18 protein-coding genes are annotated in these 22,777 nt (G+C 71.7%); 7 read left to right on the top strand and 11 right to left on the bottom strand.

Annotated elements, in window-relative coordinates:
• Nucleotides 1-44: 44 nt before the first annotated feature.
• From WH85_RS31230 to WH85_RS31220, 3 genes are all read right to left on the bottom strand, one after another.
• Nucleotides 45-359: a transcriptional regulator gene (locus tag WH85_RS31230; RefSeq protein ID WP_045745637.1), complete on the bottom strand. Its 315-nt coding sequence runs from the start codon at nt 357-359 to the stop codon at nt 45-47.
• The gene (locus WH85_RS31225; protein ID WP_045745636.1) at nt 356-721 is read right to left on the bottom strand and encodes a type II toxin-antitoxin system RelE/ParE family toxin; all 366 of its coding nucleotides are present in this window, start codon (nt 719-721) and stop codon (nt 356-358) included. The genes WH85_RS31230 and WH85_RS31225 overlap by 4 nt, the downstream gene beginning before the upstream one ends.
• 88 nt (nt 722-809) lie before the next feature.
• The gene (locus WH85_RS31220) at nt 810-1,037 is read right to left on the bottom strand and encodes a hypothetical protein (protein ID WP_045745635.1); all 228 of its coding nucleotides are present in this window, start codon (nt 1,035-1,037) and stop codon (nt 810-812) included.
• 175 nt (nt 1,038-1,212) lie between these two features.
• Between WH85_RS31220 and ctaD the strand changes: the two genes are divergently transcribed.
• From ctaD to WH85_RS31205, 3 genes are all read left to right on the top strand, one after another.
• Entirely contained in the window at nt 1,213-2,952 is a 1,740-nt protein-coding gene (ctaD, locus tag WH85_RS31215; protein ID WP_045745653.1) for an aa3-type cytochrome oxidase subunit I, read from the top strand.
• A 109-nt stretch (nt 2,953-3,061) separates the two neighbouring features.
• Nucleotides 3,062-4,672, top strand: a complete 1,611-nt coding sequence (locus tag WH85_RS47580) for a hypothetical protein (RefSeq protein ID WP_157411314.1) — start codon at nt 3,062-3,064, stop codon at nt 4,670-4,672.
• A 184-nt stretch (nt 4,673-4,856) separates the two neighbouring features.
• A complete protein-coding gene (locus WH85_RS31205; RefSeq protein WP_045745634.1) occupies nt 4,857-5,414 on the top strand; it encodes a TetR/AcrR family transcriptional regulator in 558 nt (185 codons plus the stop codon).
• Here WH85_RS31205 and WH85_RS50845 read toward each other — a convergent pair.
• From WH85_RS50845 to WH85_RS31175, 7 genes are all read right to left on the bottom strand, one after another.
• The gene (locus WH85_RS50845; RefSeq protein ID WP_157411313.1) at nt 5,299-6,057 is read right to left on the bottom strand and encodes a GtrA family protein; all 759 of its coding nucleotides are present in this window, start codon (nt 6,055-6,057) and stop codon (nt 5,299-5,301) included. The genes WH85_RS31205 and WH85_RS50845 overlap by 116 nt on opposite strands.
• A gap of 87 nt (nt 6,058-6,144) precedes the next feature.
• The gene (locus WH85_RS31200; protein WP_052720934.1) at nt 6,145-7,548 is read right to left on the bottom strand and encodes a serine/threonine-protein kinase; all 1,404 of its coding nucleotides are present in this window, start codon (nt 7,546-7,548) and stop codon (nt 6,145-6,147) included.
• Nucleotides 7,549-7,630: 82 nt separating this feature from the next.
• Nucleotides 7,631-9,175 (bottom strand): hypothetical protein, encoded by a 1,545-nt coding sequence (locus WH85_RS31195; protein ID WP_052720933.1) that lies wholly within the window; start codon nt 9,173-9,175, stop codon nt 7,631-7,633.
• Entirely contained in the window at nt 9,165-10,550 is a 1,386-nt protein-coding gene (locus tag WH85_RS31190; RefSeq protein ID WP_045745633.1) for a glycosyltransferase, read from the bottom strand. Before WH85_RS31190 ends, WH85_RS31195 begins: the two co-directional genes overlap by 11 nt.
• The gene (locus tag WH85_RS47575) at nt 10,547-12,583 is read right to left on the bottom strand and encodes a glycosyltransferase family 2 protein (protein WP_083449391.1); all 2,037 of its coding nucleotides are present in this window, start codon (nt 12,581-12,583) and stop codon (nt 10,547-10,549) included. Before WH85_RS47575 ends, WH85_RS31190 begins: the two co-directional genes overlap by 4 nt.
• A gap of 22 nt (nt 12,584-12,605) precedes the next feature.
• Nucleotides 12,606-16,064, bottom strand: a complete 3,459-nt coding sequence (locus tag WH85_RS47570) for a PA14 domain-containing protein (protein ID WP_157411312.1) — start codon at nt 16,062-16,064, stop codon at nt 12,606-12,608.
• Between the two features lie 103 nt (nt 16,065-16,167).
• A complete protein-coding gene (locus WH85_RS31175; protein WP_045745632.1) occupies nt 16,168-17,709 on the bottom strand; it encodes a CocE/NonD family hydrolase in 1,542 nt (513 codons plus the stop codon).
• Nucleotides 17,710-17,785: 76 nt separating this feature from the next.
• Between WH85_RS31175 and WH85_RS31170 the strand changes: the two genes are divergently transcribed.
• Genes WH85_RS31170 through WH85_RS31155 form a run of 4 tightly spaced genes read left to right on the top strand, consistent with a single transcriptional unit; the run spans nt 17,786 to nt 22,197 of the window.
• Nucleotides 17,786-18,364, top strand: a complete 579-nt coding sequence (locus WH85_RS31170) for a TetR/AcrR family transcriptional regulator (RefSeq protein ID WP_045745631.1) — start codon at nt 17,786-17,788, stop codon at nt 18,362-18,364.
• A gap of 10 nt (nt 18,365-18,374) precedes the next feature.
• The gene (locus WH85_RS31165) at nt 18,375-19,577 is read left to right on the top strand and encodes an ATP-binding protein (protein WP_157411311.1); all 1,203 of its coding nucleotides are present in this window, start codon (nt 18,375-18,377) and stop codon (nt 19,575-19,577) included.
• A gap of 36 nt (nt 19,578-19,613) precedes the next feature.
• Nucleotides 19,614-20,921 (top strand): hemolysin family protein, encoded by a 1,308-nt coding sequence (locus WH85_RS31160; protein ID WP_045745648.1) that lies wholly within the window; start codon nt 19,614-19,616, stop codon nt 20,919-20,921.
• Between the two features lie 43 nt (nt 20,922-20,964).
• Nucleotides 20,965-22,197 (top strand): SLC13 family permease, encoded by a 1,233-nt coding sequence (locus WH85_RS31155; protein ID WP_211275505.1) that lies wholly within the window; start codon nt 20,965-20,967, stop codon nt 22,195-22,197.
• Here the strand turns inward: WH85_RS31155 and WH85_RS31150 are convergent.
• Nucleotides 22,171-22,761 carry a TetR/AcrR family transcriptional regulator gene (locus WH85_RS31150; protein ID WP_045745629.1) on the bottom strand — a complete coding sequence of 197 codons (591 nt, stop codon included), beginning with the start codon at nt 22,759-22,761 and terminating at the stop codon, nt 22,171-22,173. The genes WH85_RS31155 and WH85_RS31150 overlap by 27 nt on opposite strands.
• Nucleotides 22,762-22,777: the final 16 nt, after the last annotated feature.

The raw sequence follows: 22,777 nt of genomic DNA, 5'->3' as shown, positions 1-22,777 counted from the left end.
CGTGGGCAACGACCGGCCGGTCAGCCCGGCGACTCGGGCCGCCCTCAGGCGATCTGGCGCAGGTCGTCGCCGTAATCGAAGATGATCCGCATCCGGGCGCCGAGGGCTCGGGCGTACCGGCTCAGGGTCGCGACCTCGTTGACCTCCAGGTCGCCGTTCTCGATCTGGCTGATCCGGCCCGGCGAGACGCCCATCAGCTCGGCGACCTGCCGTTGTGTCAACCCTAGGCGTTTGCGTTCCTCGGCCAGGTGGAACGCGTTGATCCAGGCCTCGGTGCGGGCACGTTCGGCGGTCAGCGCCTCATCGTCGCCGTCATGCAACTCGGCGCGGACGTCATCCCAGTCATGGAACTCGCTCACGAGTCGTCCCTCCGTTTCTTCTCCGCGGTCAACCAGGCGTCGTAGGCGATCTCTGCGATGGGGATGGCTGATTTGTACCACCGAGACCAATCTCCCGCCTTGTTACCCGCCACCAGCAACACGGCTTGAGCCCAGGGGCCGAAGACGAAAAGGATCCGGATCGCGGTATCTCTACCGGAACGTGGGCGCAGCTCTTTCAGGTTGGCGATCGTCGACCCTCTCAAGGTGTCGACGATGGGGCGGCCGAGCCCTGGCCCCGTCTCCGCAAGCATGTCGATGGCGGTGTTCACCGATCGAAAGGCGTTCGGGTCCGACTGCCGTAGCGCTCGCAGCCAGGTCCGGACATCGGCGGTGACCTTGATGGACCAGCGATGTGCTTGGTCAGGGGGGCATCAGGCAACTATAGCTCGAGCTAAACCTCGGGGGTTGTGCCGACTTGATGGGGCGGTTTCAGGACGAGTGCGGGACGGCGTGGGTGTCGTCGAAGCCGGGGACGGTGGGCGTGGCGGGGACGTCGAACGGCGGCGCGGCGGGGGACTCGGGAACGGGCGTGGTGGGGTCCGCGTCCGGGGTCGCGGGCGGGTCGAACGAGGGGACCGCCGGGGTGGCGGGCGGTTCGAAGCTGATGGCGACGTGCGGGGAGGCGTCCGTGGTGCGGGCTTCCGGGGTGATCGTCATCCGGCGACGGTACTGGGTGGGGCGTACCCCGGAACAAGCTGACGGGTGACAAGGGTGAGGTGGCCGGGGGTCGTGACGCCAGGGGTGGGCGGGGTTGTGCGGATGTTGCACCTTCCCGGGCGCCGGGTTGGCAGGCCGGGGCGGGGGGAGTACGAACAGGCGGGGAGGAATGTCGATGACTGCTGTTTCGCCACGGCCCGTGCAGACCCGGCGCTGGCCGGTGCAGCGACAGGTTCGGGGAGCGTGGCTGGCCCGCACGATCCGGACCACGGATGCCAAGCAGATCGGCATCATGTATCTCGTCACCGCGTTCGTGTGGTTCGTCCTCGGCGGGCTGATGGCGCTGCTGATGCGGGCCGAGCTGGGGCGCCCGGGCATGCAGCTGTTCTCCCCGGAGCAGTACAACCAGCTGTTCACCATGCACGGCACGATCATGCTGTTGTTCTTCGCGACGCCGATCGTGTTCGCGTTCGCCAACTTCGTGGTGCCGATTCAGATCGGGGCGCCGGATGTGGCGTTTCCGCGGCTCAACGCCTTCGCGTACTGGCTCTATTTCTTCGGCGGGCTGATCGCGTTCGGCGGTTTCCTGGTGCCGAGCGGCGCGGCTGATTTCGGGTGGACCGCCTACACGCCGTTGAGCACCGGGCAGTATTCGCCGGGGGTGGGCGGCAACATGTGGGTCGTCGGGCTGGCGATCTCCGGTGTCGGCACGATCCTCGGCGCGGTCAACATGATCACCACGACGCTGTGTCTGCGGGCGCCGGGCATGACCATGTTCCGGATGCCGATCATGACGTGGAACATCCTGCTCACCAGCCTGCTGGTGGTGCTGGTGTTCCCGTTCCTGGCGGCCGCGCTGTTCGCGCTCGCCGCCGACCGGGTGCTCGGTGCGCAGGTGTTCAACGTCGAGACCGGTGGCCCGATGCTGTGGCAGCACCTGTTCTGGTTCTTCGGGCATCCCGAGGTCTACATCATCGCGCTGCCGTTCTTCGGGATCATCACCGAAGTGGTGCCGGTGTTCAGCCGCAAACCGGTCTTCGGATACAAGACCCTGGTCGCCGCGACCATTCTCATCACGATGCTCTCGATGAGCGTGTGGGCACACCACATGTTCGCCACCGGCCAGGTGCTGCTGCCGTTCTTCAGCTTCCTCAGCTATCTGATCGCGATCCCGACCGGCATGAAGTTCTTCGTCTGGATCGGCACCATGTGGCGTGGCCAGGTGACGCTCGAGACGCCGATGCTGTTCGCCGTCGGGTTCATGGTGACGTTCCTGCTCGGAGGGCTGACCGGGGTGTTGCTCGCGTCGCCGCCGGTCGACTTCCACGTGCACGACAGCTATTTCGTGGTGGCGCACTTCCACTACGTGCTGTTCGGGACGATCGTTTTCGCGGTGTTCTCCGGCGTCTATTTCTGGTTCCCGAAGATGTTCGGCCGGATGCTCGACGAACGCCTCGGCCGGCTGCATTTCTGGTTGACGTTCATCGGGTTCCACACCACGTTCCTGGTGCAGCACTGGCTGGGGAACGAGGGCATGCCCCGGCGGTACGCCGACTACCTCCCGGGCGACGGTTTCACCACGCTGAACACCGTTTCGACGATCGGCTCGTTCATCCTGGGCGCCGCCACGTTGCCGTTCCTCTACAACGTCTGGAAGTCGTACCGGGTGGGTGAGGTGGTGACCGTGGACGATCCGTGGGGCCACGGCAACTCGCTCGAGTGGGCCACGTCGAGCCCGCCGCCGTTGCGGAACTTCGACCGGATGCCGCGGATCCGGTCCGAGCGCCCGGCCTTCGATGTGAAGTTTCCGGAGCTGGCGGCCGGGGGACAGTCCGCGGCGGGACCCCCGGAAGGCGGCGCGCGTCCGCTTTCGGAGGAATCATCCGGCGGTGCGACGTATCAAGAGGATAAATAGCTATCTGAGCCTTTGTGCTGATGGCGCGCGAGGGTCGCATCGCCCGTAGCTCCCAAACCGGGCAAGTCGATGAGAGATCGGACAACTTCCCCACCCGGAAGGGATGCTCATGCCGATCGCTCGTCGCTCCGTACCCGCCCTCGGTGCCGCCACGGTCACCGCGCTGCTCGCCGTCCCGGCGGCACCCGCGGCCGCCGCCGGCTGCACCGTGGGCCCGTTCACCGCCCGTGCCCAGGCCGACCTCGTGAAGATCGCGGTGCTGGATCCCGGCCCGCTCACCAGGGGGCTGCCGGCGCTGGCGGACGTACGGCTCGCCGTGGCGCAGGGCAGCGTGGACAGCGCGGGCCGGCCGTACCGGTCGGTGGCCGCCGGACGCTACGCCGAGACGCGACTCCTCGGGCTCCCGCTGACGGACCGGGCGGCGGTAGCCCGGGCACCCGGACACGGCAGCCCGGCCGAGGCGGAACTGGCCTCCCTCGATGCGGGCGGACTCACCACGGTCAAGGTGGGCAAGGCCACCGCGTCGGCCGCCTGGGAGGACGGGTACCGGTGCGGCAAGGTCGGGGCGCTCACCCGCTCGGCGACCATGCTGACCGGGCTGTCCGTGCTCGGCGGCTCCCCCCAGGCGCCGGCCGTCCAGGCCGTCGACGGCCTGCTCGGGGTCAAGAAGACCAGCCTGCTCAAGGTGGGGCCGGTCGGTTCCACCCAGAGCGCCACCGATCTGGTACGCCTACCGGCCGGAAAAGTCGGCGTCCGCGCGTCCGCCGGGGTGTCCCTGGCCGGCCTCACCCTCTTCGGCGGCAGCGAGCAGGAGATCGCCGTCAAGGTGATCAGCCAGCCGACGCTGCAGGTCACCGCCGGGGCGTCGCCGGCCGTGGACTACCGGCCGGCGACGTTGGAGGTCTCCCATCACGGCAAGGTGGTGCGGGTCCTGAAGGACACCGGCGCGGACGTCTCGCTCGACCTGGTCGGCAGCGTCGGCGCGGGCAAGCGGACGGCGCTCGCGGTGCGGCTCACCCTCGGCGAGGTGCAGAAGAAGAACGCCGGCCGGGAGGTGGGCGCGGAGGCGGCGACGGTCCGGGTCGAGGTGAAGGCCGGGTCGGCGCACCTGCTGGACGTCGCGGTCGGGCAGATGGCGGTCTCGGCGACCGCGCCGGGCGGCGGGGGCGGCGGCCACCACACGGACACCGACTCGGACAGCGGGAGCGAACCGGGCACGGACACCGGTTCGGGCGGCGGGTCCGACGGATACGGCTCGTCCTCGCGCGACGACGCGGGTGGCTCCTCGGGCGACGGTTCCGCGGCGAACGGCGCCGGATCCGGCCACGACGACGGCGGCAGCGCCGTCAACGGCAGCGGCAGCGGTAGCGGCAACAGCGACGGTAGCGGCAGCGGTGATGGCAGCGACGGCAGCGACGGCGACAGCAGCGGTGGTAGCGGCAGTGGCAGCGGCGACGGCGGTAGCGGTGGCAGTACCGGCGGCAGCGATGGCGACAGCGGCTCTGGGCAGGGCGGAAACGACGACAGCCCGGCGCGGGGAGATGTCGCGGACACGGTTCCGGTCGCGGAGACGGTTGCGGGCGATGGGGGTACGGCCGGAAGCTCGCTCCCGTTGACCGGTGCGAATGTCGCGGCTCTCGGGCTCGGCGGCGCGGGACTGATCGCCGCCGGTGTGGTGGCGCTGATCCTCGGCCGTCGACGCAGCCGGGCCGGCAACTGACGCGGCCGGGCCGGCAACTGACGCGGCCGGGCCGGCAACTGACGCAGGCTCCGGTGGTGAAGCGTCAGCGGCCACCGGAACGGCAGGCGATCGTGGCGGCGGGCCGGGCCCGGCGGCTCGGGCGCGCTGGGGAACGGGCCGGTCGGCAGGTGGCCGGCGAGCGCGGCGGCCATAGGATGAGGTGATGCCGCAGCCGAATCCCCCGTCCCGTGAGGCGATCCGCCATGCGGCGAAGGAGATGTTCGCTCGCGACGGTTACGGCGCCACCACCGTCCGGGCGATCGCCGCGGCTGCGGGCTGCGACCCTGCCCTGGTGATCCGCCACTTCGGATCGAAGGAGGGGCTGTTCCTCACCACGATCACGATTGCGGCGGAGCTGCCCCGGATCCTGGCCGGGCCGCTCGACTCGCTGGGGCGGGAGCTGGTCCGGTTCGTCGTCGAGGCGGCGCATTCCCCGGCGGCCGGTGTCTACCGGGCGATGCTCAGCGCCTCGGACCGTCCGGAGATCAAGGAGCGGTTGCGGGCGTCGATGCACGACGTGTTCGTCGGTCCGCTCGCCGGCCGGATCGGCGGGGATCATCCCGAGTTGCGGGCCCGGTTGGTCGCCGCCCAGTTCGTCGGGTTGATCAACGCCTACTGGCTGGTCGCTGATCCGGTGTTGAGTTGCGCCGACCAGCCGGCGATCGTCGCGCTCTACGGAGACGCGATCCAGAGTCTGCTGGACAACGCCGGCCCGCACTGAGCCGATCCGCGAAGGGACCGCCCGACCTGCCCGCGAACGGGCGCCTGCCCGTGAAGAGGCGGCCCGGTCCGCGTGTGAGGAGCCGCCCGCCGGCGAAGAGGCGTCTGCCCACGAACAGGAGGCCTGACCGGCCGGCGGAGGGCCGGCCGGCGGGCAGGGCCGCGGGTTGAGCCGCGGGGAGGGCCGCGGTGGCAGCGGCGGGTTCGGCCGGTGCGGCGGGCTGATGCCGGTGGGCGGCGAAGACCCAGCCGCGTAGGAGCAGGTAGCGCAGCCCTCCGATCAGGCTGCCGGTCAGCCCCAGGACCAGCGCTTCCGCTACCGGGCCCGGCATCACCGTGGTGGCGAGCCCGGCGATCGGGGCGAACCACGGCCCGACCGCCAGGTTCGCCAGGTAGACCGCGACGGAGGTGAGCCCGGCCTCCCAGTGCAGCCGCCCGACCGCGGCGGTGGTCACCCCGAACGTCACCCGCCGGTGTGCCTCGGTGTTCAGCGGTGTCACCGCGAGCAGGGCGATCCAGCTGGCCCAGGTGGCCGGGACAGTGCCGCGGACCGCCACGTACACGGCGGTCTGCAGGACCGTGCTGAGTGCGCCGACCAGCATGAACCAGGAGAGCTGGCGGGGCAGGGCACCGGAACGTGGCATGGCGGTGACTTTCGGGGAGCGAGGGATACCGCCAAAGTGTCAACACTGTTGACCTCGCTGTCAACGCTGTTGACCCCGTGACGATCCTTACGCTCCGCTCCGCGGGCCGAACGTCTCCAGCGCCACCGTGAGCTGCGGCAGCGTCGCCGCCCAGCCGGCCCGGGTGGTGTGCCACTCCAGCAGGTACGTGACCGTCCCGCTGCGGATCATCCGGCTCAGCCCGCGCATCGCCACCCCGTCCGCGGCCAGGAACGTGTACTCCCAGACCGCCCCGGCCGGCTCCGGTGACGCCTCGATGCGCAGCCGGGCGTAGTCGTCCAGGACCGTGGCGCGCTCCTCGGCGAGCAGGGCCGCCACCGGGTTGCCCGGTGGGCGGGGCCACCGGTCGATGCGCAGCGTGGACCGGCCGCCGGGGGCGGTGAACGCCATGGAACCGTCCGGTCGCCGGTCGGCCGGCCACGACTCGGGGACGGCCACCCGGTAGCCGCTGCGGTCGTTCCACCAGGCGAACTCGTCCGGCAGGGCGCGCGGTGCCCCGGATCCGGCCGGCTGCGGGACGACCGCGGGCGGCGTACCCGATCGGGCCGTGCCGGTGGCACCCGCCGCGATGGCGGCAGCGAGGGCGACCACCGCGGTGGTCGTGGCGAACCTGTTGCGACGGCGGCGGATCCGGCCCTCGGCCACCCGACGCAGGCGTTTCTCCACCTCCTCCGGGGTGGGGCGGGACAGCGGGTCGCGCCGCAACAGGGCGGTGAGCACCCCGGCCAGTGGCCCGGCCCGGCGCATCGGGTCGGGCCGGCTCGCGCCGAGCGCACGCAGCGTCTCGGTGGTGGTCGCCCGCTGGTAGGGCGGCCGGCCCTCGACCGCGTGGTAGAGCGTGGCGCCCAGCGACCAGAGGTCGGCGCGGGAGGTGGAGATCCGGTGCTGGAGGCGTTCCGGGGCGATGTACTTCGGTGAGCCGAGCACGATCCCGGCGCGGGCCATCGCGGCGACGCCGGGCGGGCTGACCGCCGGGGCGAAGTCGGTGAGCACCACCCGGCCGTCGTCGGTGATCAGCACGTTGCCCGGTTTGACGTCGAGGTGCAGCAGCCCGGCCCGGTTGGCCGTGGTCAGCGCGCCGAGCAGGGCCAGGCCGATCCGGGCGACCCGGCGGGGCGGCAGTGGCCCACCGGTCGCGACGATCTCCTGCAGGGAGCGGGAGGGGAGGTACTCCATCACGATCCACGGGCCGTCGTCGTCCGGGAAGACGTCGATCGTGCGGATCACGTGGGGGTGCACGACCCGGGCGACCGCCCGGGCCTCGGGCAGTGCCCAGCGGCGGATCAGGTCGCGCTGAAAGGGGTCGAGCCCGGCGGGCAGAGTGGACTGTTTGAGGACGACATCGGTGCGGGTGGCCAGGTCGTGGGCGAGCCAGACCCGGCTGAGCCCGCTCTCGGCGAGCCTGCGGTCGACCCGGTAACGCCCGGCAACGATCTCGCCCACCGCCGCCATGCCGTCACCCCGTCATGTCCCTGCGAGCGTTCCATGCCTATGAGTATCAGCATGAACACACTCCGCAAGCGAGGGTGGTTTTTCACACCCGGGTCAACGTCCACTGCGTCCCCCCGGAGGGATCACTCCACGTTCGGACGGCCCCCGTGAGCGTGACGCCGGATCCCGGTCCGAAGTGCCGGGTGCGCACCGCGTCCGCGGCACCCTGCGCGGAGAGCAGCAGGTACCGGACCCCGTGCGCGGCCGGGTCGGCCAGCACGGCCGGGAAGTCCCGGTCCGGGGTGATGACGAACTGCTTCGGGTTGTCACTGGCCAGGACCACCCCGAAGGCGTACGCCGCGTCGGTCAGTACCGCCCCCTCCGGCAGTCCGAGCGCGTCCAGATCGGCGGCCACCCGCCGGTTGACGTGCGCGAGCCCGCTGGTCCGGGCGGCACCACCGGCGGTCAGCCATTCGGACTCCTCCCGTGCGAGGGTGGGTCGTCCGAGAGTGATCAGCGTGCTGGGTATCGCGGCGAGCACCAGGACCAGCGGCACGACCCGGCGCCACCCCGGGGCCCGGGCCGGGAGCACGGCGATCAGGTGCCCGGCGAGCAGGACCGACAGCGGGACGGCCGCGATGTGGAAGCGCAGCCAGCCGAACGAGGTGCCGGAGAGGAAGGCGAGCACGTCGAAGGCGAGCACCGCACCGAGCACGGTGACCGGCGCGAGCGGGCGCAGATCGTTGCGCCGCCACACCACGAGCAGGGCCGCGGCCAGCAGCACCAGCACGAACGGGGCCAGGCCGAGCAGTTGCTGCAGGCCGTACCCGAGGCGTCCGGGCAGGTCGTCGCCGGTCACCGAGGAGATGCCGCCACTGTTCGCGGACACCTGGGCGGAGTTGCCGTACTGCGAGGAGAAGGTCGCGAACCACTGCCCGACGATCAGGCGCCCGGCGGTCGCCCAGAGCAGCACGGCCAGCAATCCGGGCAGTCCGGCGATCACCGCGTCGGTCCGGGCCGTCGCCAGCCGGATGCTGCGATCACCGGTGTGGCGTACGTACGAGATGAGGCCGACCAGCACCGGGACGGCGGCAACCGGGGCGAGCGCCTCGTAGCGTGCGCCGTAGGCGAGGCCGACCGCCAGTCCGAGCGGCACCAGCGACTCGGGCCGGCCGTCGAGCAGCCAGATCAGCAGGGACCGGACCGCCAGCAGCAGGCAGAGCAGGAAACACGCCTCGCTCATCCCGTTGCCGGCGTAGACGACGATCATCGGGTGCAGCGCGAACGCCGCGGTCAGCACCAGCCGGGGCGTCACCGGGACGCCGGAGCGGCGCAGCACGTCGTGGACGACCGCGACGGTGGCCGTCATCAGTGCCGCCGAGACCAGCACCACCAGCAGGCCCTCCTGGGTGAGTGCCGGGACGAGCAGGCCGAGCGGCAGGAACGGCAGCAGGATCAACGAGGGCAGCGGGTTCCACACGAAACCGATCGCGGCCAGGTGCGGGTCGCGGCTGAAGATCGTGTAGTAGGCGTTGGCGGCCCGGCTGGCGGAGTCGCCGGGGACCAGGTCGTGGCGCCAGAACCAGAGGGCCATCACCAGGTAGGCGAGTCCGCAGGTCAGCAGGACGATCCGGCGTTCACTCCGCATGGGCCGGCGCTTCCTTGCGGGGCAGGTGCAGTCCGTGCGTGGTCTTCTCCCAGTAGGACGGTTTGAAGACCAGCTGCCAGGCGGCCTTCGCCCCGGCCAGGCTCATCATCGCCCAGTACGCGGGGGAGAGCAGTGCCGTGCCGAGCAGGTCGGGCCGGTTCATGGTCCGCGCGGAGAGCACGTTCAGGTAGATCACCGTGGCGTTGCCGAAGATCAGGCAGAGCAGGCCGAGGTAGTAGTACGGCGGAATGAAGATCTCCTCCATGATCGGGGGACGGTCCAGGAACCAGAGGATCGTGGTGGCCCAGAGCACCGCGTTGAGCAGCGCCGCCAGGGGCGTGCCGCCGACGAAGAGGTTGAGGCAGAGCAGACCGCGCCAGCCGAGTTGGCGGATCGTGGCCCGGGGCGCCCGCAGGTGCACCAGCCAGGTCATCAGGTAGCCCTTGTACCAGCGGCTGCGCTGCTTGATCCAGTTGATGAAGTCCGAGTTGGCCTCCTCCAGGGTTACCGAGGCCAGCACCCCGACCCGGTGGCCGGACCGGGCCAGCCGGATGCCCAGGTCGGCGTCCTCGGTGACGTTGTAGGGATCCCACGCCCCGAGTTCCCGCAGTTCCGCTGTCCGGAAGTGATTGCTGGTGCCGCCCAGCGGGATCGGCATCCGCAGCGCCACCAGGCCGGGTAGCAGCGAGCGGAACCAGGTGGCGTACTCCAGCGCGAACCACTGGGTGATCCGGTTCTGGTCCACGTTGAAGTAGCCGAGTTCGGCCTGGAGACAGACGTAGGTGGGGCCGAGGCGGCGCAGCGCGACGACGGCCCGGCGCAGTTGCAGCGGGTCCGGCACGTCCTCGGCGTCGTAGATGGTGACGAACTCGCCGGTGGCCACGGCCAGGCCGACGTTGCAGGCCTTCGGCTTGGTCTTCGGCTGTGACTCGGGCACCACCAGGATGCGGATGTGCCCGCCGGTGACCACGGACTCGGCGGCGTCGATCGTCGCCTGGTCGTCCTCCTCCAGCAGCAGGATCACCTCGAGCTTGTCCGGCGGGTACTCCAGGGCGCCCAGGTGCGCCATGAGCAGCCCGATCACGTCCGGTTCCCGGTACGCCGGCACCAGCACCGTGTAGACCGGGAGTTCCGCGTCACCGATCGCGCGGGCCTCCTCGTCGGACACCGTCACCCGGTGTTCGCCGCGGCCGGCCGCCCAGACCAGCACCACCCGGAAGACGATCGCCGCGGTGTACGCGATCGTCACCAGCGCGACCACGGTCTGCAGCACCGCCATCGGGCGCAGCACCGCCCACACGCCGATCAGGAGCAGCGCCACGATCAGCCCGGCGCGTTGCGGGCGGGAGAGCACGACGTGCGCGGAATGCCTCATGCGGTGATCCCCCGCAGACCCAGCAGGGCGGCCGCGGCGACCAGCGTGAGCAGGGCGAACCGCCCCCGGGGCAGGTACGGCCGTGGGGTGGGTGCCGGTATCGGGCGGTTCCGGGACCAGCGGGCGGTGAACGCCGCGACGGTCCCGGCGAGCAGGACGTCGGTGAACACCGGCAGCTGGGCCACGCGGAACGCCCCGGCCCCGGCCACCTGGCCGACCAGCAGCACGACCGGCACCGCGACGGCGCCCGCGGCGAGGGTGACGGCCGTGGCGGTGAGCGCCCGGCGTGGTGCGACCCGCAGGACCACCGCGCCGATCAGCAGGCAGAGCAGCGCCCCGGCCAGGGCGGCGCCGGGCAGCCGGCCGGCGGACAGGGTGAGCACCTCGCCGTGGTGCACGGTGACCAGGTCGTCACCGGCGCGGGCCGGTCCGCCGGGCCGGCCCAGCAGGACGGCCACCGACCGGAGCACGGCGTCGACGGCGTGCCCGGTGACCGGGACCGCCGCGACCAGGGGCAGGGCCAGGGCCCAGCGCAGCCGGGCGACCGTCCGGGTGCCGAGCAGCAGGATCGTGGCGGCGGCCAGGAAGGCGCAGGCGGCCGGGACCAGCCAGGTCACCGGTGCGGGCGCCGGCATCAGCGTCAGCAGCGTCGCGGCGACGGCCAGGAACGCGGTGGCGAGCAGCCCGTCGACCTGCCGGTCGTGCACGTCCGGCTCGTCGCGTTGCGGGCGGGTCCGGGTCACCACCAGCACCGCCGCGGCGGCCACCGGGATCAGCAGCGGCACGCCCGGACCGCGGTCCCACAGGCTGTCCCGGGCCAGCAGCGCCAGCGCGGGGAACGCCACCACGGTGAGCAGCGCGGCCAGCAGCAGGCGGATCCGCATCGTCCGGCGCACCGCGGGCCAGAGCGCGGCGCCGCCGTACACCCAGCGGTTGGTGACGGTGTAGCGCAGCAGGAAGACGACCACGACGGCGAGCACGTTGGCCGGCAGGTAGTGCAGGCCGCCGTACTGGACCAGGCCGTGCAGCAGGCCCAGGTGCACCGGCGTCAGCGTGTTGTTGAGCAGCAGGAACCGGCCGAAACGGCGGCCCCGGGCGTGCACGCCGGGCGGCATCACCAGGTGGTCGACGACCGCGAAGTTCCACACGATCGCCACCTGGACGGCGAGGAACGCGGCGAGCAGATAGGGCAGCCCGGCCTGCTCGCCCAGCGCCCACAGCACGGCCGAGTTGACCGCCGTCCCGGCCGCGCCGGCGGCGGCGAACCCGGTCATCCGCCCGGCCGCCGAGCCCGGATGCCGCAGGGTGGCCAGCCGCAGCACGGCCAGGTGCCGCAGGTAGCGCAGTCCTTCGCGCAGCGACGCCTTGCTCTCGCCCGCGGTCCGCGGCTGGAACGTGTACGGCACCTCGGCGATCCGGCGCAGACGCCCGCGGACCACCATCTCCAGCAGGATCTTGTAGCCGCGGGGGCGCAGCGCGACCGGGTCGAGCGCCTCCCGGCGTACGGCGAAGAAGCCGCTCATCGGGTCGGAGACGGCCCGCAGGCGCACCGGGAAGACGACCTTCGCCAGGGTGCCGGAAGCCCGCGAGGCGACCCGCCGGAACCAGCCGCCCAGGCCGGTCACCCGGCCCCGGGCCCGGTAGCGGCTGGCCACCACCGCGTCGGCCCGGTCGACCCGACCGGCGGCGAGCAACTCCGGGACCGTCTCCGGCGGGTGCTGCAGATCGCCGTCCATCACCACCACCCAGGGCGCCCGGGCCGTGGCGAAACCGGCCACCACCGCACCGCCGAGGCCGCCGGACCGCTGGCCGGCGGGACGGTGGAGCAGGCGTACCCGGTCGGGGTCGTCCTCCGCCAGGGCGGAGATGACGCCCGGGGTCTCGTCGTCGCTGTCGTCCACGAACAGGATCTCGCCGGGCGTGGCGCCGAGAGCGTCCCGGACCCGCTCGACCAGCGGGCCGACGTTCTCCGCCTCGTTACGGGTGGGTACCACGACACTCACCTCAGGTGGAGACTTCAGTCGGATGTCCATCGGGCGGAACCCCTTTCAACCGTCAGAGAGCGCTCTGGGTGAACCGGGCGACCGCTCCGCCGCCGGCCTCGTAGTACTCGACGACCACGGTGTGTTCGCCGGAACCGACCGCGATGTCGGCGGTGAAGGTGGTGGGGCCGTGATCGGACCAGCCGTCGACCACGGTGACGCCGTCCAGCCGGACCCGGATGCCGTCGTCGCCGGTGGCGGCGAAGCGGTAGGTGCCCTCGGCCCAGTCAGCCGTACGGGTCCACCGGGCGGAGAAGCCGTCGGCGGGAATCCCCGCACCCGGTGACCCGTCGCCCCAGTCGAAGCCGATCGTGTCGTCCTGCCGGGTCAGCACCGGATCGCCGGTCAGCGTGGTGCCGGCGAAGTACTCCCCGGTCCAGCCGTCCACCGGGCCGACGTCGCCGATCCGCTGATAGCCGAGACGGGCCAGCGCGCCGCCGCCGTCCTCGAAGTACTCCACCCGGATCTGGTGTGGACCGGCCAGTACCAGGCGGTCGGTGCTGAACGTGGCGTTCTGGCCGACCCACCGGTCGACGATCGGGACGCCGTCCAGGAACACCCGGATGCCGTCGTCGCTCGCACCGGAGAACCGGTACACCCCGGCCGGCAGGACGTCGGTGCGGGTCCACCGGGCGGAGAACCCGTCGGCGGGTATCCCGGCGGCCGGCGCGCCGCCACCCCAGTCGAAGGACAGCGTGTGGTCCGGCCGGGTCACCGTGGGATCGCCGTCCAGCGTCATGTTCGGGAAGTACTCACCGGTCCAGTCCGGTGGGTCGGGCGCCTCCGCGGTCTGCCGGTAGGCGAGTTCCGCCACCGCGTCGCCGCCGTTCTCGTAGTACTCCATCACCACCGTGTGCGGTCCGCCGCCGAGCAGCGTGCCGCCGGTGCGGACCCCGGCGCCGTCGGTCCAGGCGTCGATCACCCGCAGACCGTCCACCGTCACGCGGACACCGTCGTCGGCGGTGGCGGTGAACTCGTACTCGCCGGGGGCCAGCGCCAGGGTGCGTGACCAGCGGGCGGCGAAGTGGTCCGGGGTGATCGACGGGTCCGGGGAGCCGAGCGCCCAGTCGTGGTCGACACCCGTCTCCTGGCGGGTCAGGGTGGGCGGGCCGGACGGCAGGGTCGGCGCGGAGCCGGCGCCGGGGGTGTTCCAGTACTCCGCCGTCCAGGTGTCCGACGGCTGGTCGATGGCGGCGGCCCAGTCCAGCTTGGCCATCGCGTCGCCGCCCTCGTCGTAGTACTCGAGGGTGATGGTGTGGGTGCCCGCGCCGAGGTCGCCGATCCAGTCGTACGCCGTGCCCGACTGCCCCTGCCACCGGTCCAGCACCAGTCGGTTGTCGAGGTAGAGCCGGACGCCGTCGTCGGAGACGGTGGTGAACCGGTAACGGCCGGCGGTGAACACCTCCCGCCGGGTCCAGCGGGCCGAGAACTCGTTCGCCGGGACGGCCGGATCGGGGGCGGCCTCGCCCCAGACGAAGTCGACGGCCGGGTCGGTGCGGGTCAGTACCGGGTCGCCGGCCAGGTTCTTGTTGTCGAAGAACGTGGCGGTGAACGGGGTCGCCGGTTCGTAGCGGGCGGTGTACACGGTGTCGGCCGCGGGCGTGACGATCGTGTGCCGGATGCCGCCGCCGTCCGACCAGCCGGCGAAACGGTACCGCGTGCCGTCGGCGGCGGCCGCGGTCGGCGGGGCGTACAACTCGCGCCGGAAGTTCTCCACCCCGAGAACCTCGTGCGGGGCCGCCACCGGCACCCCGTCCAGGTACGCGGTGAGACCGGGCGGGCTGGTTTCGACGGTGACCGTGGTGGTGACCGGCCGGATCTCGATCGACTCGGTGGTGCTCAGGCCGTTGGTGTCGGTGGCCGTCACCTTGATCTCGTACCAGGTGTCGGCGGAGGACTCGCCGGTGTCCGGGATGGTGAACTGCCCGGCTCGTCCGGTGAGCGGCCCGGCGAACGGGTGCACGTGCGTGTGGTGGTGCAGGATCACCGTGGTCCGCAGGCCGTTGTCGTCCAGGTCGAAGCCGGCCGCGTCCCGGCCGAACACGTTGTAGGTGATGACGTCCCCGGCCCGGTAGGCGGACTCGTCGGCGGGCACGGCGATGGTCAGCGTCGGCGCGATGCCCACCTGGATGATCAGCGGGACGGCGACCCCGGTGTCGCCCTCGCTGTCGGTCACGGTCAGGTTCGCGGTGTAGACGCCGATCTCGTCGTAGGTGTGGGTGGGGTTCGCCGCCGTGCCGGTGGTGCCGTCGCCGAAGTCCCAGGCGAAGGTGAGCGGGTCGCCGTCCGGGTCGGCGCTGCCGGCGCTGGAGAACGTCACGGTCAGCGGGTTCAGTCCCTTGTCGACGTCGGAGGTCGCGTTCGCGGTCGGCGAGTGGTTGCCCAGGCTGTAGCCGACCTTGTAGAGCCGGCCGGGGATGTAGGTGAGGTAGTAGAGGTCCCCGTCCGGCGCGACCTTCAGGTCGACGACGGCACCGGCGGTGGCGTCGAAGTCGTGGACGGCGGTGGCGTCGCCGTTCGCGTCGAGTTCGGCGCGGCGGATGAACCCCTTGGCGTAGTCGGCGAAGAACAGGTTGCCCTGGTACTCGGGCGGGAACGTCGCGCCGCGGTAGACCGGGCCGCCGGTGGCCGCCGCGCTCTCGCCGTCGTGGGCGTACGTGTAGATGGGGTCGACGAATCCGGCGCAGCCGGTGGTGCACATGCCCTCCTTGAGCGGCCACCCGTAGTTGCCGCCCTTGACGATGTGGTTGACCTCCTCCCAGGTGTAGTCGCCCACGTCACCGCCGTAGAGCAGGCCGGTGACGCTGTCGAACTGAAAACGCCAGGGGTTGCGGAAGCCGTACGCCCAGATCGCCTGTTCCTTGTCGGTCTGCCCGAAGAAGGGGTTGTCGGCGGGGATCGAGCCGTCCCTGTTGATCCGCAGGATCTTGCCGTGCGGATTGGAGAGGATCTGCGCGTTGCTGGAATAGCCGTTGTCACCGACCGCGAAATAGAGCTTGCCGTCCGGTCCGAATCGGATGCTGCCGCCGACGTGCAGGTGCTGGGAGAGGGATTCGGTGCGGAAGATCGTGAACGGGCCGTCGGTGCCGACGTCGCCGGAAGCGTCGAAGCGGACCAGGCGATTGTGCAGGTCGAGGCCGGTGTAATAGAAGTAGACGTAGTGGTTGGCGATGCCGAACTCGGGGTCGAAGGCGATGCCGATCAACCCGCGGTCGCCGGTCGGTTCGGAGGGCAGCACGGTGAACGGCGTGGCCAGCAGATGACCGTTTTTGAATATCTTGACGGTGCCTGCGCGTTCCAGTATGAAGATTCGCCCGTCCGGGGCTATCTCGAAACCGGACGGCTCGTTCAGGTCGGTGCCGACGACCAGCGACGTCTGGAAGCCGGGCGGGGGAGCGGCGCGCGCCGGCGGCGGCACGAGGAGCGCCGCCGCCAGCACCATAACAATGATCATCGTCAATCGCGCTCTCACGGGACCGAACGCTAGGGCCGTCCGGTTTCCGGGTGGAGGCGAAGGCCTGAAAGCGCAATGACGATGATGATTCCGCGATGTTTCTCTGCCTGATCACCGACAATTACCTCAACGGAATGTCCAGATAGGAGCCGCCGCCGATGGTAATCGTCTCGTTCGGGTCGTTCTCGTCGTAATAGAGCGGATCCACCGTGTCGACCACGAGGGTCAGCGAGTGTCCGGCCGGCAGATCGTAGGCGGTCGCCCAGAGGTCCAGGTCGACGTCGCCGTTCGCCGTCCACGTGGCCGGCGCGTGGGTGATCAGCTTGGCGTTGCCGAGCGGATCCAGGTCGTAGAGATAGGCGACCAGGGTGCCCCCGGCGGCGCTCCCGGAGATCTCCAGATGTGCCCGCGGGACCCCGCGGATGCGCTGCGCCGACGACGGCCGCTCGGCGGCCCAGACACCCGCCCGGGACCGGTCCACGAACGGCAGCCAGATCTGCGGCTGCTGCCCGGTGATCGCGGACGCCCCGTTGGTGAGCAGCACGACCCCGCCCGCGGCGACGGTGTCCCGGTCGGTGGGCAGCGTCTTGCTCCAGCCGGTGCTCGGGTTCCCGCCGAGCAGCCCGGTGCCGTCCAGCGTGCGGATCGCGCCGAGGCCGTACCGGCGGGTGCTGCCGGTCAGCGCCGGCCAGGACGGGTACGTCTCGGTGGCGGCGTTCAACGGCGTGACCTGGACCGGGTTCGGGCCGGTCGGGGCGCCGCCGTCGAGGTGTTCGTCGAGCCAGGCGTACAGGCTGGTCCAGACTTCGTTGGGCAGGCCCAGCACGCCGGTCAGTTCGGCGATGGCGTGGTCGCCGGGGCGCAGCTCGAGACGCTTCGGCCCGGTCAGCCCCTGGTAGAACCCGGCCAGCTGGTTCGGCGGGAAGAACGAGTCACCCCAGGCGTTGGCGATCAGCACGGCCGGGCCGTTCGCGTTGATCCGGTCCAGGTAGGTGCTCGCCGAGCGGACCCTCGCCCAGGCCATCACCCGGTCCACGTCCCGGTTCGCGTTGAAGTCGGCCAGCATGGCGGTCAGCTCGTCGCTGGGGCGCCCGACCAGTTGGGCGGCCAGTTGCAGCAGCCCGGACGACTGGCGGTGCCGGGTCTGGTCGGCGTAGAGCGAGGCGACCAGGTCGGTCCAGCCGCTGAGCACCCCGACCGCGCGGATCCGTGCGTCGTGGGCGGCGCCGAGCAGGCTGATGCCGGCCCCGTAGGAGATCCCGGCCGCCCCGATCCGGGCCGGGTCCGTCGCGGTGTTCGCGATCGTCCAGTCGATCACGAGGGACAGGTCGGCCATGTCCTTCGGGCCGGCCGTGTCGATCCGGCCCCCGGAGAACCACCAGCCGCGAGGCGTGTACGAGACGACCACGTACCCCCGCCCGGCCAGCACCTTCGCCTGGGCGAGGTACTCGGCGTCGTTGAGTCCCCAACTGGACGGCAGCACCACTGCCGGGTGCCGGCCGCTCGCGGTCGGGGCGATCACGTTGGCCTTGAGGACGACACCGCCGTTGCCGGTGATGTCGACGGCGCGGAACCCGGTGACGGGCTCGGCGGCTCGGGCGGGAGCCGCGGTCAGGGCCAGGGCCATGACGGTGAGCAGGAGGGCGAACCGGCGGAACAACATGGGCGGGACAGTAGGAACCGGTACCGAGAAATTGAATACGGTGACATTCTCGTTACCGGCTAGTAACGTCACCCGCGTGCTGTACGGAGCCCCGGTCACCCGCCGCCGGGACGCTCTGCGCAACCGGGCCGCCATCCTCGAGGCCGCCAACGACGTGCTGGCCGGCGGGGGCGCGGCCGCCCTGATGCCCGAGGTCGCCCGGCGGGCCGGTGTCGCCCAGGCCACCCTCTACCGGCACTTCGCCGACCGGCAGGCCCTGGTCGCCGCGGTCATCGACCATCAGTTGCGCCTGCTGGAGGCGCTCGCCGCCGGGCAGGTCCCGTTCCGCGACCTGCTCCACGAGGTGCTGCGCCGGCAGATCGCGATGCACGAGCTGGTCCGGCTGGTCCGGCGCCTCGAACCGGCGGTGCAGCAGCGGTACCGGCAACGGGCGATCGCGGCGGTGGCCGTCGCGATGAACCGGGCCCACCGGGACGGCCACGTCCGCGCCGATCTGACGTCCGAGGACCTCGCCCTGATGTTCGCCATGGTGCAGGGCGCCGCCGAGAACGCCACCGGCCCGGCCGCCGCCCGCGCGGTGGACCTGCTGATGGACGGGCTGTTCTCAGATCTGGCCGCGCACTGCCGATCAGCCCCGGCGTCCGGAGATTCCTGACTCAGCGGCGGTGAGGGTGCACGACACCGAGGTGGGGGAGCTCAGCGCACGCGAGCGTGCCGAGCTGCAGCGGCTGCGCGAGCAGCGGACCGCGACCGAGCGGATGGCCCGCCGCGCCGAGGAGCTGCTCACCGCCAACGCCGACCGGGTCCGCCAGCAGGCCACCCTCCTGGAACTGATCCCGGCCGGCGTGATCGTCCGCGAGATGGACGGCCGGATCCGCTGGTGGAACGCCGGCGCCGCGTGGCTGTACGGCCGGACCCTGGACGAGGTCCGCGGCCGCATCTCACACGACGTGCTGGCCACCACCTTCATCGGCGGAGGCACCGCCCGGGAGCAACGCGAGTCGCTGGAGTCCGACGGACGCTGGGACGGTCTGCTGCAGCACGTCAGCGCCGAGGGCCGGGAGTTGACGCTGATCAGCCGGCAGGTGGTGCACAAGCCGCAGGGTGAGACCGACCCGCAGGTCCTGGAGATCAACACCGACGTCACCGCGGCCCTCGCCGTGGAACACGCCCGGGACCGGGCCGCGGCCGCCCTCGCCGAGCGCAACATCGAACTCGAAGCCGCCAACCAGCTCAAGCTCGACATCATCGGGATGCTCGGTCACGAGATCAGCAACCCGCTCTCCGCCATCCTCGGCTACGCCGACCTGCTCGCCGGCGAGCTGCCGCCGTCCTCCCCGCACAAGCGGGCCGTCGCCGCGATCGACCGGCAGGCCCAGCGCCTCGACGACATCGTCCGCGAGGCCCTGGCGATGGTCGCCATCGACGCGGGCAACATCAACGCGGTCCGCCAGGAGGTCCCGCTGCGCGACGAGATCCGCCGGGCGCTGGAGAACACCGGGCACGGGCACGTGCCGGTGGTCGGCTCGGACGAGCGGGTCCTGTTCCACCCCGGTCACCTGCACCAGATCGTGGCAAGCCTGGTCTCCAACGCGGCCCGCTACGCCGGCGGCGCCACCGCGCTGCGGATCATGCGAACCGGCGGTACGGTGCGGGTGGCGGTGGAGGACGAGGGGCCCGGCGTGCCCGAGGAATCCCGGCCCCGGCTGTTCGACCGGCAGGGTCGCAGCGGTAAGGGACCGGGCCTGGGCCTGGGGCTCTACGTTGCTCGCAGTCTGGCACGGGCCAATCACGGTGAGGTATTTCACGAGGCACGCAGCCCCCGCGGCTCGTGTTTCGTGGTGGAGGCGGAGACAGCCGACCGGTAGCGTTGGTCCTTCGCATCTATGAACGCGAAGGAGTTGATGTCCGCCGTGGGCGGATATGGCTGGCAAGTTGTCCTCGTCGTGGTGCTCGTGTTGCTCAACGCGGCTTTCTCCGGGAGCGAGATGGCTCTCATCTCGTTGCGGGAGAGCCAGCTGCAGAGGCTGGAGCGGCAGTCCCGCACCGGCCGGACACTCGCCAAACTGGCCCGTGACCCCAACCGGTTCCTGGCCACCATCCAGATCGGTATCACCCTGGCCGGCTTCCTGGCCTCGGCCGCCGCGGCCACCACACTGGCCCAGCCGCTGATCGAGCCGCTGGCGGACCTGATCGGCACCGCCGCCGAACCGGTGGCGATCCTGCTGGTCACCATCCTGCTGACCTTCTTCACCCTGGTCGTCGGCGAACTGGCGCCCAAACGGGTCGCGATGCAGCGCGCCGAGGGCTGGGCGATGCTGGTGGCCCGCCCGCTCGACGTGCTGGCCACCATGTCCCGCCCGGTGAACTGGCTGCTCGGCAAGTCCACCGACCTGGTGGTCCGGCTGGCCGGCGGCGACCCGGACGCGGGCCGCGAGGAGGTCAGCACCGAGGAGATCCGCGACATGGTCGCCCAGCAGCAGGACTTCACCGCCGAGCAGCGCACCATCATCAGCGGCGCCTTCGAGATCGCCGACCGGATCCTGCGGGAGATCCTGGTGCCGCGCCGCGACGTGCTGATCCTGCCCGCCGGGACACCCGCGGGCGAGGCCCTGACCACGCTGGTCGACGGTGGGCACTCGCGCGCCCCGGTGACCGGCCCGATGGGGCTGGACGACGTGCTCGGCGTGGTGCACCTGCGGGACCTGGTCGGCGCCGGCGGCGTGGTCCAGGACTACATGTTCACCCCGCTGTTCCTGCCGGAGACGCTGAAGGTGTCCGACGCGATGCGGCAACTGCGGTCCCAGCGGCAGCAGTTCGCCCTGGTGGTGGACGAGCGCGGCGCGATCGACGGCATCGTGACGATGGAGGACCTGGTCGAGGAGGTCGTCGGCGAGATCTACGACGAGACCGACCGGGACGTGCAGTCGGTGATCCGCGAGGAGGACGGCGCGATGCTGCTGCCGGGCACCTTCCCGATCCACGACCTGCCGGACATCGGCGTCGACATCGAGGACCTGGACAACGCCGGCGACTACACCACCGTGGCCGGCCTGGTCCTGGCCCAGCTCGGGCACATCCCGACCACGCCCGGCGAGACGGTGACCATCGACGGGCACACCGCCGAGGTCGTCGAGATCACCGGCCGGGCGATCACCCGCCTGCGCCTGCGGCCGCTGGCCGAGCTGCCCGCCGAGGAGCCGGTGGCGTAGTCCCTGACGAGCGGTGCGCGTGCGCAGCCTCTACGCTGCGCACGTGCACATGATCATCGCGCTCGTGCTGCTGGGCGCGGTGCTCGCCTTCGCGGTCGCGCGGCCCTACGGTCTGCCCGAGGCCACCGCCGCGGTCCCGGCCGCGTTGCTGGCGGTGGGGGCCGGTCTGGTCACTCCGGCGGCGGCCCTTGCGGAGGTACGCGAACTCGCACCGACCGTGGCCTTCCTCGCGGCCGTGCTGCTCCTGGCGTACGCGGCCGAGGGCCACGGGGTGTTCGGCTACGTCGGCGGTCTCGTGGCGCGTACCGGTAAGGGACGCCCGGAACGCCTGCTCGGCGCGGTCTTCGGCGCGGCCGCCGTGACCACCGCCGTCCTCAGCCTGGACGCCACCGTCGTGCTGCTCACCCCGGTCGTCTTCGCCGTCGCGCACCGTGCCGGGGTCCGGCCGAAACCGCACGCGTACGCCTGCAACCATCTGGCCAACTCGGCGTCGCTGCTGCTGCCCGTCTCCAACCTGACCAACCTGCTGGCCTTCGCCGCCAGCGGCCTGACCTTCGCCGGGTTCGCCGCGCTGATGGCCGCGCCCTGGCTGGCCGCGATCGCCGTCGAGTACCTGGTGTTCCGGTGGTTCTTCGCCGCCGACCTGGCCGAGCCGGCCACCCGCGAACCGGAACACCCCGGACCCGCTCCCCGGTACGCCCTGGCCGTCCTCGCCGTCACCCTGACCGGTTTCGCCGCCCTGCAGCCGCTCGGCGTGGAGCCCGCCTGGGTGGCCGCCGCCGGCGCCCTCGCCCTGGCCGTGCCGCTGCTGCGGTCCGGCCGTACCCGCCCGCGCGACCTGCTCCTCGAGCTCAACCCGGCGTTCTGCGGCTTCGTCCTGGCCCTCGGCGTGGTGGTGCTCGCGGTCCGCGACGCCGGCCTCGGCACGTTCCTCGACGACCTGGTCCCGCGGCACGCCGACCTGCTCGGCCTGCTGGGGGTGGCGGCGCTGGCCGCGGTCCTGGCCAACCTGCTGAACAACCTGCCGGCCACGCTGGTGCTGCTCCCGGCGGTGGCCCACTCACCCGGCCTGCTGCTGGCCATGCTGATCGGCGTCAACGTCGGCCCGAACCTCACCTACGTCGGCTCGCTGGCCACCCTGCTGTGGCGCCGCATCCTGCACACCCACGACGCCGCCCCGAGCACCCCGGAGTTCCTGCGCCTGGGCGCGATCACCGTCCCGCTGGGCCTGGCGGCCGGGGTGACCGCCCTATGGGCGGCCCTCCACCTGGCCTGACCGGCCGGATGCGGTCAGTGCGGTCAGCCGGGCCAGGGTCGACCTGATCAACGACAGCAGGCCCGGGGACGGGTCGGCGATCCAGCTCGCGAAGGCGACCCGGAAGGCGACGATGCCGGTCTCGGCGGCCAGCGTGGCGTCCGGTTCGGGCACACCCCGCTCGCGCAGGCCGGCGGCCAGGGCGGCGCCCAGGTCGGCCATCTTGATCAGCTCGCGTTCGCGCAGTTCGGCGTGGGCGTCGATGATGCGCTGGCGGCGGACCGAGTGGGCGTGGTCGCGGCCCACGAAGCCGGTCGTGGACTCCAGGGCGAGCGCCACCGTCGCGATCGGTGACGTGTCCGCGGGGGCGCCGGCGAGTGCCTCGGCGATGCCGGTCCGCAGCAGGTCGGTGCCGTTGAACAGCACCTCGCGCTTGTCGGTGAAGTGCCGGAAGAACGTGCGGGAGGTGACTCCGGCCCGCTCGGCGATGTCGGCGACCGTGGTCTGGTCGAAGCCCCGTTCGACGTAGAGCTGCATCGCCGCCTCGCGCAGGCGGCCGGCGGCGTCGGGTTCCCAGCGTGCCATGCCGACGATCCTAGTG

The sequence above is a fragment of the Actinoplanes rectilineatus genome (genome assembly GCF_000962825.1).
In the GTDB taxonomy this organism is placed as follows: domain Bacteria; phylum Actinomycetota; class Actinomycetes; order Mycobacteriales; family Micromonosporaceae; genus Actinoplanes; species Actinoplanes rectilineatus.
Note: the sequence above shows the minus strand (reverse complement) of the source record. Positions and strands in the feature narration are given on the sequence as shown.

Excerpts from the sequence above, each read along its gene's own strand:
- WH85_RS31200 (WP_052720934.1), bottom strand. The coding sequence starts at position 7,548 with ATGGCGGCGGTGGGCGAGATCGTTGCCGGGCGTTACCGGGTCGACCGC.
- WH85_RS31160 (WP_045745648.1), top strand. The coding sequence starts at position 19,614 with ATGTCCGCCGTGGGCGGATATGGCTGGCAAGTTGTCCTCGTCGTGGTG.
- WH85_RS31190 (WP_045745633.1), bottom strand. The coding sequence starts at position 10,550 with ATGAGGCATTCCGCGCACGTCGTGCTCTCCCGCCCGCAACGCGCCGGG.
- WH85_RS31220 (WP_045745635.1), bottom strand. The coding sequence starts at position 1,037 with ATGACGATCACCCCGGAAGCCCGCACCACGGACGCCTCCCCGCACGTC.
- WH85_RS47580 (WP_157411314.1), top strand. The coding sequence starts at position 3,062 with ATGCCGATCGCTCGTCGCTCCGTACCCGCCCTCGGTGCCGCCACGGTC.
- ctaD (WP_045745653.1), top strand. The coding sequence starts at position 1,213 with ATGACTGCTGTTTCGCCACGGCCCGTGCAGACCCGGCGCTGGCCGGTG.
- WH85_RS47575 (WP_083449391.1), bottom strand. The coding sequence starts at position 12,583 with ATGGACATCCGACTGAAGTCTCCACCTGAGGTGAGTGTCGTGGTACCC.
- WH85_RS31150 (WP_045745629.1), bottom strand. The coding sequence starts at position 22,761 with ATGGCACGCTGGGAACCCGACGCCGCCGGCCGCCTGCGCGAGGCGGCG.
- WH85_RS50845 (WP_157411313.1), bottom strand. The coding sequence starts at position 6,057 with ATGCCACGTTCCGGTGCCCTGCCCCGCCAGCTCTCCTGGTTCATGCTG.
- WH85_RS31205 (WP_045745634.1), top strand. The coding sequence starts at position 4,857 with ATGCCGCAGCCGAATCCCCCGTCCCGTGAGGCGATCCGCCATGCGGCG.
- WH85_RS31175 (WP_045745632.1), bottom strand. The coding sequence starts at position 17,709 with ATGTTGTTCCGCCGGTTCGCCCTCCTGCTCACCGTCATGGCCCTGGCC.
- WH85_RS31195 (WP_052720933.1), bottom strand. The coding sequence starts at position 9,175 with ATGCGGAGTGAACGCCGGATCGTCCTGCTGACCTGCGGACTCGCCTAC.